The sequence below is a fragment of the Stenotrophomonas sp. STEN087 genome (genome assembly GCF_056759115.1).
Map to the genome: position 1 here is coordinate 23,401 of NZ_JBRRCR010000045.1, position 8,128 is coordinate 31,528.

The following is an 8,128-nucleotide window of genomic DNA, read 5'->3' on the forward strand; positions in this document are numbered from 1 at the left end:
AGATCTCAAGCGGTAACCGGCTGCGGGGCGCGCTGCTGCAGGGCCCAGATGATGCCGCCGCCGAGCAGGGTCAGTACGCCGGTGAACAGGCACACGCCCAGCCAATCCCAGGCGGCATAGGCCAGGCCGCCCACGGCGCCGAGTACGCTGCTGCCCAGGTAGTAGGCGAACAGATACAGCGCCGAGGCTTCGGCACGCATCGAACCGGCGCGGCTGCCGACCCAGCTGCTGGCCACCGAGTGGCCGCCGAAGAAACCGAAGGTGACCAGGGCAATACCCAGCGCCATCGTGGTCAGCCACGGCATCGACAGCAGCACGATGCCGGCACCGATCAGGCCGAAGGCAATGGTCAGCACGCGGCCGCGACCGTAGCGCGTGGCCTGCTGGCCCATCCATGCCGAGCTGAAGGTGCCGACCAGGTACACGCTGAAGATCAGGCCGACCACGGTCTGGCTGAGGTGGTACGGCGGCGCCAGCAGGTGATAGCCCAGGTAGTTGTAGAGGGTGACGAACACGCCCATCAGCACGAACGAGGTGGCGAACAGCCACGGCAGGCCCGGGTCGGCGAACAGCGTGCGCCAGCGCGAAGGCAGCTGGCGCAGGCCACCGCGGCGGGCCTGGAAGTGCCGCGACGGCGGCAGCTGCAGCCACAGCAGCACGGTGCTGGCCACGGCGATGATCGAGACCGCACCGATGCCCCAGCGCCAGCCCCAGTGGTCGGCGATGATGCCGGCCAGCAGGCGCCCGCTCATGCCACCGATGGCGTTGCCACCGATGTACAGGCCCATGGCCAGGCCCAGTGCGCGGCTGTCCATTTCCTCCACCAGGTAGGTCATCGCCACGGCCGGCACCCCGCTCAGGGCCAGGCCCAGCAGCGTGCGCAGCACCAGCATGGTGGTCCAGTCATCGACCAGCGCGGTGCACAGCGACAACAGGGCCGAGGCCATCAGCGCGGCGATCATCATCGGCCGGCGGCCGATCGCATCGGACAGCAGGCCGGCCAGCAGCATGGCCACGGCCAGGGTGCCGGTGCTCAGCGACAGCGACATCGCGCTGCCGGCGGCGGACACCCCGAAGTGGCGGCTGAACTCGGGCAGCAGCGGCTGCACCGTGTACAGCAGGCCGAAGGTCGAGAACCCCGCCAGGAACAGCGCGACCGCCGTGCGCCGGAACGCCGGGGTGCCCTGCTGGATGCGGGTGTCGACAACGGAATCGGAGGTGCGGGGGCGGCCGCTGAGGGACGCCGCAGTTTCGCCAGTCATGGGATCGAAGGGCCGTGGGGGCGGCCGACGTGGGGGTACGGGGACCAGCGTAGGCCCCTCGATCCAGTCGATCCATAACCTGATGAGTCAGGATCGATATGTAGAACGTATCAATTCCGCTTAAAGGTGCTTCCACTCGAAGCCATGGCCGCGGCGGTAGTAGATGGCCACGGCGCGGCCGTAGACCTTGCCGGCGTCGACGAAGCCGAAGAAACGGCCGTCGAAGCTGTTGCCGCGGTGGTCGCCCAGCACCAGCAGCTTGCCGTCGGGCACCACCAGGTCGGCGATGTCGGGGCCGCCGCCCATGTCGAGGTCGAGCTCGGCCTGGCGCTCGCCGAAGGCTTCGGTGTCGCGCAGGTCGGCGATCTGCAGCGGCTGGCCGTTGATGGCCAGGTGGCCGCCATGCAGCTGCACGTGGTCACCGGCCACGGCCACCACGCGCTTGATCAAGCGGGTGCCATCGGCCGGCGAATCGAACACGGCCACCTCGCCGCGCTGCGGGGTGCCGGTGGCCAGCAGCTGCTGGCCGGTGAACGGCAGGCGCAGGCCATAGGCACGCATGTCCACCACCACGCGGTCGCCGGGCTGCAGGGTCGGCTGCATCGAGCCGCTGGGCACCACGTAGTGGTTGGCCAGGGTGTCGCGGGCCGCGGCGAGCAGGCCGAGCATGACCAGCAGCGGCAGCGCTTCCTTCTTCAGCCAGGTGAGCGCGCGTTCGGCAAACGGGGGGCGGGCGGCGGCGTCCATGACGGGTTCCGGTGGGTGGAAGCTGGGTGAGACCTGCGGTGGGCGCGGGAGGTTCCCGGATGCCGCCCCCTGACTGTGGGGTCAGAGCCCTTTCCGCGGGCGGAAAGGGATCCGACCCCGGCGATCGTCAGGTGCCGACGTGCACGCGGTTGGCGTGCTCGGCCAGGCCGAGGTGGTCCAGGGCGATGTCCAGCGCCAGCACGTAGCTCTGTGCGCCGTAGCCGGCGGCGATGCCCAGGCGCTGGCCGACACCGGCCGGCAGGCAGGGTTCGGCCACCGCGCCATCGTCGTGCACTTCCACATAGGCGTTGTGCAGGTACGGCAACAGGCGTTGCAGGCGCAGGCTGCCGGCACAGGCGCCGGGGTCAAGCAGGGTCACTTCGCCGCGGCTGTGGTCGGCCACGCGCAGCGCGTCCAGCAGTTCCTGTTCCGAACCGCAGGCGCGGATGGCCACGCTGGTGCCGGCGTCGATCGCGCGGTGCACCAGCGATTTCAGCACCGGTGCCGGCAGCGGCAGCGCCGTGCGGATCAGCGTGCCGGCGGCTTCCGGGCCACGGATGATGAAGATCGACATGGCTCAGCCCTCCTGCGCGAGGCGACGGCCGACGATGGCCAGCGACAACGGGTAACCCGCCTGCTGGCTGCGCTGGTCGACCACCACCGCGGCCGGCCCGTGCTGCAGGCGCAGGCGTGCATCCAGGCCCGGTGCGTGCGGGGCCTGCAGTTCGATGTACGAGGCAGGCATGCGCTCCAGCGCCGCCTGCAGTGCACCGCCCTCGGCCTGCCACTGCGCGTCGTCGGCCACGCCTACGTCCAGCAGCACCCAGTCGTCGGCCTGTGCCTGGCACAGGCAGTGGCGCACATCGGACAGGCTGGCGCAGTCGTTGCACAGCACGCGATGGCCGCACAGTTCCAGCGGAAGCTGCGGGCGCGGCGCCGACGACGGCGCGTGCCGGATCACCAGGAGGGTCATACACCACCTTGCACAAAGCGCCCTGCGGCGCGGTAGGCACACGATGCGCGTGCAGGCCGTAAAGGTGCGATGCCGGGAGAGGGCGTGGGGCGTAAAAGGTGCGTAACGCAAACGGGGTCGGAGCCCATTGCGCGGCGCGCAACGGGATCCGACCCCGGGTATCGCAACGAAAAACGGCGGGGTTGCCCCCGCCGTTTTGTATTTCTTACTTCAGCCCGCGGAACTTCAGCAGCGGTTCCACCGACGGGTCCTTGCCGCGGAAATCGCGGTACAGGGTCGACAGTTCCACGCTGTTGCCGCGCGAGAGGATCTTGTCGCGGAACTCCTGGCCGTTGGCCGCCGTCAGGCCACCGTGTTCGGTGAACCACTGGTAGGCGTCATGGTCCAGCACTTCGGCCCAGAAGTAGGCGTAGTAACCGGCCGAGTAGCCGCCGCCCCAGATGTGGTCGAAGTAGGTGGTGCGGTAACGCGGCGGCACCTGCGGCAGGTCGACCTTGAACTTCTTCAGCGCGCTGGCTTCGAAGGCGCCCACGTCCTGCAGCGGGGCATCGGCCTTCTGCGTGTGCCAGGCCAGGTCAAGCAGTGCGGCCGACAGGTACTCGGTGGTCGCATAGCCCTGGTTGAAGCTGCGTGCCTTGAGGATCTTGTCGACCAGTTCCTGCGGCATCGCTTCGCCGGTCTTGTAGTGCTTGGCGTAGTGGGCGAAGACCTTCGGGTCCAGCGCCCAGTGCTCGTTGAACTGCGACGGGAACTCGACGAAATCGCGCGAGGTGGCGGTGCCGGCGATCGACGGGTACTTCACGTTCGAGAACATGCCATGCAGGGCGTGGCCGAACTCATGGAACATGGTGGTGACGTCGTCGAAGCTGATCAGCGCAGGCTGACCATCGGCCGGCTTGGTGAAGTTGCAGACGTTGTAGACCACCGGCTTGGCACCGGTCAGGCCGTCCTGCTCGACGAACACGTCCATCCAGGCACCGCCGGACTTGGTGTCACGCTTGAAGTAGTCGGTGTAGAACAGGGCCAGCGAGGTGCCGTCCTTGTCGAACACTTCGTACACCTTCATGTCCGGGTTGTAGGTCGGAATGTCGGTGCGCGGCTTGAAGGTGATGCCGTACAGCTGGGTGGCGGCGTAGAAGACGCCGTTCTGCAGCACGTTGTCCAGTTCGAAGTACGGCTTGACCTGCGATTCGTCCAGGTCGTACTTGGCCTTGCGGACCTGCTCGGCGTAGAAGTCCCAATCCGAGGCGGCAACCTGGAAGCCACCCTTCTGGGCGTCGATCACCTTCTGGATCTCACCGGCTTCGGCACGGGCCTTGGCGGTGGCGGCCGGCACGGTGTCGGTCAGCAGCTTCAGCGCCGCGGCCGGGGTCTTGGCCATCTGGTCGCCCAGCTGGTAGTCGGCGAAGGTCTCGAAGCCCAGCAGCTTGGCCTTCTGCGCACGCAGCTGGGCCAGGCGCTGCACGGTCTCGCGGGTGTCGTTCTTGTCGCCACGCTCGGCACGGGTTTCCGATGCCTTCAGCACGGCGGCGCGCTGGTCACGGTCGCTCAGCGAACCGAGCACCGGCTGCTGAGTGGTGTTCTGCAGCGGCAGCACGAACTTGCCATCCAGCTTGCGATCCTTGGCGGCGTTGGCCGCGTTGTTGATCGCGTTCTCGTCCAGGCCGGCCAGCTTGCCCTTGTCGTCGACGACGACGGCTGCCGCAGCGGTGGCAGCCACCAAGCGGGTGTGGAACTGGGTGGAGAGGGTGGTCTCTTCCACGTTGAGCTTGCGCAGGCTCGCCTTGTCGGCGTCGGACAGCTGCGCGCCAGCGCGCACCAGGCCGTCGTAGTAGTGCTCGACCAGGCGCTTCTGCACCGGGTCCAGCTCCAGCGTGTCACGCTGGTCGTACAGCGACTTCACGCGGGCGAACAGCTTCGGGTCGAGGTTGATCTCGTCCTGGTGCGCGGCCAGCTTCGGGGCGATGTCTTCCTGGATCTTCTGGCGCGCTTCGGTGCCATCGGCCTGGACCAGGCCGAAGAAGATGCGCGACACGCGGTTCAGGATCTCGCCGCTGCGCTCCATCGCCACGATGGTGTTGTCGAAGGTGGCCGGCTCGGCGTTGTCGGCGATCTTGCGGACTTCGGCCAGGTGCTGGCGCATGCCTTCTTCAAAGGCCGGCGTGTAGTCGCTGTCCTTGATCTTGTCGAACTGCGGCGCCTGGAACGGCAGCGTGCTGGCGCTCAGCAGCGGGTTGGTGGAGGCTTCGGCCGGCTGCTGGGCCGGGGCTTTCTGTGCTTCGGACACGGGGGTGGACTCCTTGCCGGAACAGGCCGCCAGCGCCAGGCTGATGGCGGCGGCCAGGACTACGGTACGCGACATGTAAAACGCTCCTTGGGCGGACGGTATGGGATACCAGCCCTCCACCCTACTCCTGTCGCGCTCGCCCGGCATGTGCCGGACGTGGCGCCTCGGTTGCCGGCCGTGGCCGGCTCAGACCGTGCCGCGGGTCTTGCCCATCCAGGGCCGGTAGAACTCACGGATGGCGGCCATGTCGGCGGCATCATCGCCGGTCGGCTGGAACAGCGGGCCGATGCCGATGGTCTTTTCCGGGTAGTGGAAATACGCGGCCAGGATCGGCACGTCGGCCATCCGGGCGATCTTCAGGAAGCCGGCCTTCCAGTCCTTCACGGCCTTGCGGGTGCCTTCGGGGGTGATGGCGAACCACATCTTCTCGTTGTTGCGCAGCAGGTCCACGGCCTGGCCGACGGTGCCCTGCGGCGCGCTGCGGTCCAGCGGGATCACGCCCAGCTTGTGCAGCAGCGGGCCCAGCGGCCACCAGAACAGCGAGGCCTTGCCCAGCACCTTCACCTTCATGCCCAGCGCGATCTTGGCCGCCATGCCCCACAGGCCGTCCCAGTTGGACGAATGCGGGGCGATGATGAAGACCACTTTGGGAACGTTGGGCAGGGTGCCGACCACCTTCCAGCCGCCCACACGCAGGGTGCAGCGTGCCAGCCAGCGCAGGAAGGCGTTGGGTTTGACCTGCGGCATCTGCGGCGGCACGGCCGGCAGCAATGAATTCGGCTTGTTCAAGCAATCACTCCCAGTCACGTGATGAGCGACCGCGCTTGATCTGCGCGCGCCCGCGTTTGGCGTCCAGACGACGCAGTTTCGACCCGTGGGTCGGCTTGGTGGCCTTGCGTGGTTTGGGCACGCTCAACCCGGCCTGGATGAAGGCCGCCAGCCGCTCGCGCGCATCCTCGCGATTGCGATCCTGGGTCCGGAACCGTTGCGCGTCGATGACCAGCACGCCTTCGCCGGTCATCCGCCGGTCGCGGCGCGCCAGCAGGCGCTCACGCAACGGGTCGGGCAACGAGGGCGAGTTGGCCACGTCGAAACGCAGTTCCACCGCGGTGGAAACCTTGTTGACGTTCTGCCCGCCGGCACCACTGGCACGCACGAACCGCTCGACGATCTCGCCGTCGGGGATTTCAAGCTGCGCGCTGATGGTGACTGGTCCACTGCCCATCCGCGCATTGTAGCGGCAGCCACGTTGCCGTGGATGCCATCGCGCACCGTATGCCGCCGATCAGGCACCGAACACGTCGCCTTCGCCTGTGCAGCGGGTATGCTGGCCATCCCATGTACCGCAGGAAGCTTCGCATGACCCGCTTCATTCCCGCCCTGTCCACCGGCCTGCGCCGTACCGTGCTGCTGCTGGCACTGGCACTGGCAGCGGCCAGCGCGCCGGCCCTGGCCGCGGCGCCCACCGATGCCGACATCAACCGCCTGCTGGCCGCCTCGCGTGCACAGAGCCTGCTGGACGGCATGCTGCCGCAGTTGGAGACGATGCAGCGCCAGCAGTTCGAAGACATCGCCCGGCAGCGCCAGCTGACCCCGCAGCAGACCGAACAGCTGCAGCGCATGCAGCAGCGCACCACCGCCACCCTGACCAAGGCGCTGTCCTGGCAGCAGCTGCGGCCGATGTACGTGGATCTCTACAAGAAGAGCTTCAGCAAGGAAGACGTGCTGGCGATGGCTGAGTTCTACGAGAGCTCGGCCGGGCAGAGCCTGCTGGACAAGACCCCGCTGCTGATGCAGAACGTGATGATCGCCATCCAGGAAAAGATGAAGCCGCTGATGGCCGACCTGGAGAAGGACATGCAGGCGATCCTCGACGAGCCGGAAAAGAAATAACGCCGGGACGTCGGGATGGATGGGGTCAGAGCCCTTTCCCTGCGGGAAAGGGATCCGACCCCGGATCGGTTACGGCACCTGCCAGTCGAACAGGTCCAGGGCCTTCTGGAATTCACCGTCCACCGGCGCGCGCACGTCCACCGTGCCGCCGTCGGGGTGCGGGAAACGCAGGCGTTCGGCGTGCAGCAGCATGCGGTGCACGCCCTGCATGCGGAAATTGCGGTTGTGGCGCCCGTCACCGTGGCTGGTATCGCCGATCAGGTGATGCGAGAGGTGCTTGAGGTGGCGGCGGATCTGCCGGAAGCGGCCGGTCTGCGGCTGGCAGCGCAGCAGCGCATAGCGCGAACTGGCGAAGTCGCCCACCGGCACCGACAGCTCGCCGGTGGCCAGGCGCTGGAAGTCGGTCACCGCGGCCTTCTTCACCGGCTTGCCGGGGCCGCCGTCCAGGTCGTGGTCGACCTGCCAGGCCTCCTCGGCCGGCCAGCCACGGCATATGGCCAGGTAATCCTTGCTCACCTCGCCGCCCATCAGCGCCTTGCCCAGCACGCTGGCGGTCTCGCGGTCGAAGGCCAGCAGCAGGCAGCCGCTGGTGGCGCGGTCCAGTCGGTGCACCAGGAAGATCGGCCGGCCCAGCTGCTCGCGCAGGCGGTCGGCGAGGAAATCGTCTTCGCCACGGGCCAGCTTGCTGTCATGGACCATCAGCCCGGCAGGCTTGTTGACCACGGCCAGGCGCTCGTCCAGGTGCAGCAGCTGCAGGGGGGCGGTTTCGATCTCGACCGCGGCGAGGGTGTCAGGTTCGGTGCTCACCGCGCGATTATCCCGGCTGCGCACTGAATGCGGTAGAGCCGGGCGCGGGGGGCCCGGGGTTCCGAAGACGGCCCCCCCCCCGCCGCAACACAACCATGCTATCGCAGTCGGACCGCCCGCCCGACCGCCCGGCCCCCCCCGGCCCCCGAGGGGGGACAC

General features: G+C 68.1%; 9 protein-coding genes. 1 reads left to right on the plus strand and 8 read right to left on the minus strand.

The annotated features are described in order from the left end of the window. Window positions 1-5 precede the first annotated feature (5 nt). The 7 genes from ACVOK1_RS12955 to arfB all read right to left on the minus strand — a co-directional run bounded on the left by ACVOK1_RS12955 (window position 6) and on the right by arfB (window position 6,494). On the minus strand, window positions 6-1,262 hold the full coding sequence (locus ACVOK1_RS12955) for an MFS transporter (protein WP_313144270.1): 1,257 nt from the start codon (window positions 1,260-1,262) through the stop codon (window positions 6-8). A gap of 120 nt (window positions 1,263-1,382) precedes the next feature. Beyond that, complete coding sequence (gene lepB / locus ACVOK1_RS12960; protein ID WP_481562297.1) at window positions 1,383-2,009, minus strand: signal peptidase I; 627 nt, start codon at window positions 2,007-2,009, stop codon at window positions 1,383-1,385. A gap of 127 nt (window positions 2,010-2,136) precedes the next feature. Further along, window positions 2,137-2,583, minus strand: a complete 447-nt coding sequence (locus ACVOK1_RS12965) for a hypothetical protein (protein WP_049467841.1) — start codon at window positions 2,581-2,583, stop codon at window positions 2,137-2,139. A 3-nt stretch (window positions 2,584-2,586) separates the two neighbouring features. Beyond that, window positions 2,587-2,982: a hypothetical protein gene (locus ACVOK1_RS12970; RefSeq protein ID WP_200753518.1), complete on the minus strand. Its 396-nt coding sequence runs from the start codon at window positions 2,980-2,982 to the stop codon at window positions 2,587-2,589. Between the two features lie 205 nt (window positions 2,983-3,187). Beyond that, window positions 3,188-5,344 carry a peptidyl-dipeptidase Dcp gene (gene dcp / locus ACVOK1_RS12975; RefSeq protein ID WP_481562298.1) on the minus strand — a complete coding sequence of 719 codons (2,157 nt, stop codon included), beginning with the start codon at window positions 5,342-5,344 and terminating at the stop codon, window positions 3,188-3,190. A 111-nt stretch (window positions 5,345-5,455) separates the two neighbouring features. Next, window positions 5,456-6,016 carry a lysophospholipid acyltransferase family protein gene (locus ACVOK1_RS12980; protein ID WP_234456194.1) on the minus strand — a complete coding sequence of 187 codons (561 nt, stop codon included), beginning with the start codon at window positions 6,014-6,016 and terminating at the stop codon, window positions 5,456-5,458. Between the two features lie 46 nt (window positions 6,017-6,062). Beyond that, window positions 6,063-6,494 (minus strand): alternative ribosome rescue aminoacyl-tRNA hydrolase ArfB, encoded by a 432-nt coding sequence (arfB, locus tag ACVOK1_RS12985; RefSeq protein ID WP_108767332.1) that lies wholly within the window; start codon window positions 6,492-6,494, stop codon window positions 6,063-6,065. 134 nt (window positions 6,495-6,628) lie between these two features. On the opposite strand from arfB, the gene ACVOK1_RS12990 reads away from it, so the two are divergent. Then, window positions 6,629-7,162 carry a DUF2059 domain-containing protein gene (locus tag ACVOK1_RS12990; protein ID WP_481562299.1) on the plus strand — a complete coding sequence of 178 codons (534 nt, stop codon included), beginning with the start codon at window positions 6,629-6,631 and terminating at the stop codon, window positions 7,160-7,162. Between the two features lie 69 nt (window positions 7,163-7,231). Here the strand turns inward: ACVOK1_RS12990 and ACVOK1_RS12995 are convergent, their stop codons facing one another. Continuing rightward, the gene (locus ACVOK1_RS12995; protein ID WP_481562300.1) at window positions 7,232-7,969 is read right to left on the minus strand and encodes a pseudouridine synthase; all 738 of its coding nucleotides are present in this window, start codon (window positions 7,967-7,969) and stop codon (window positions 7,232-7,234) included. Window positions 7,970-8,128 lie beyond the last annotated feature (159 nt).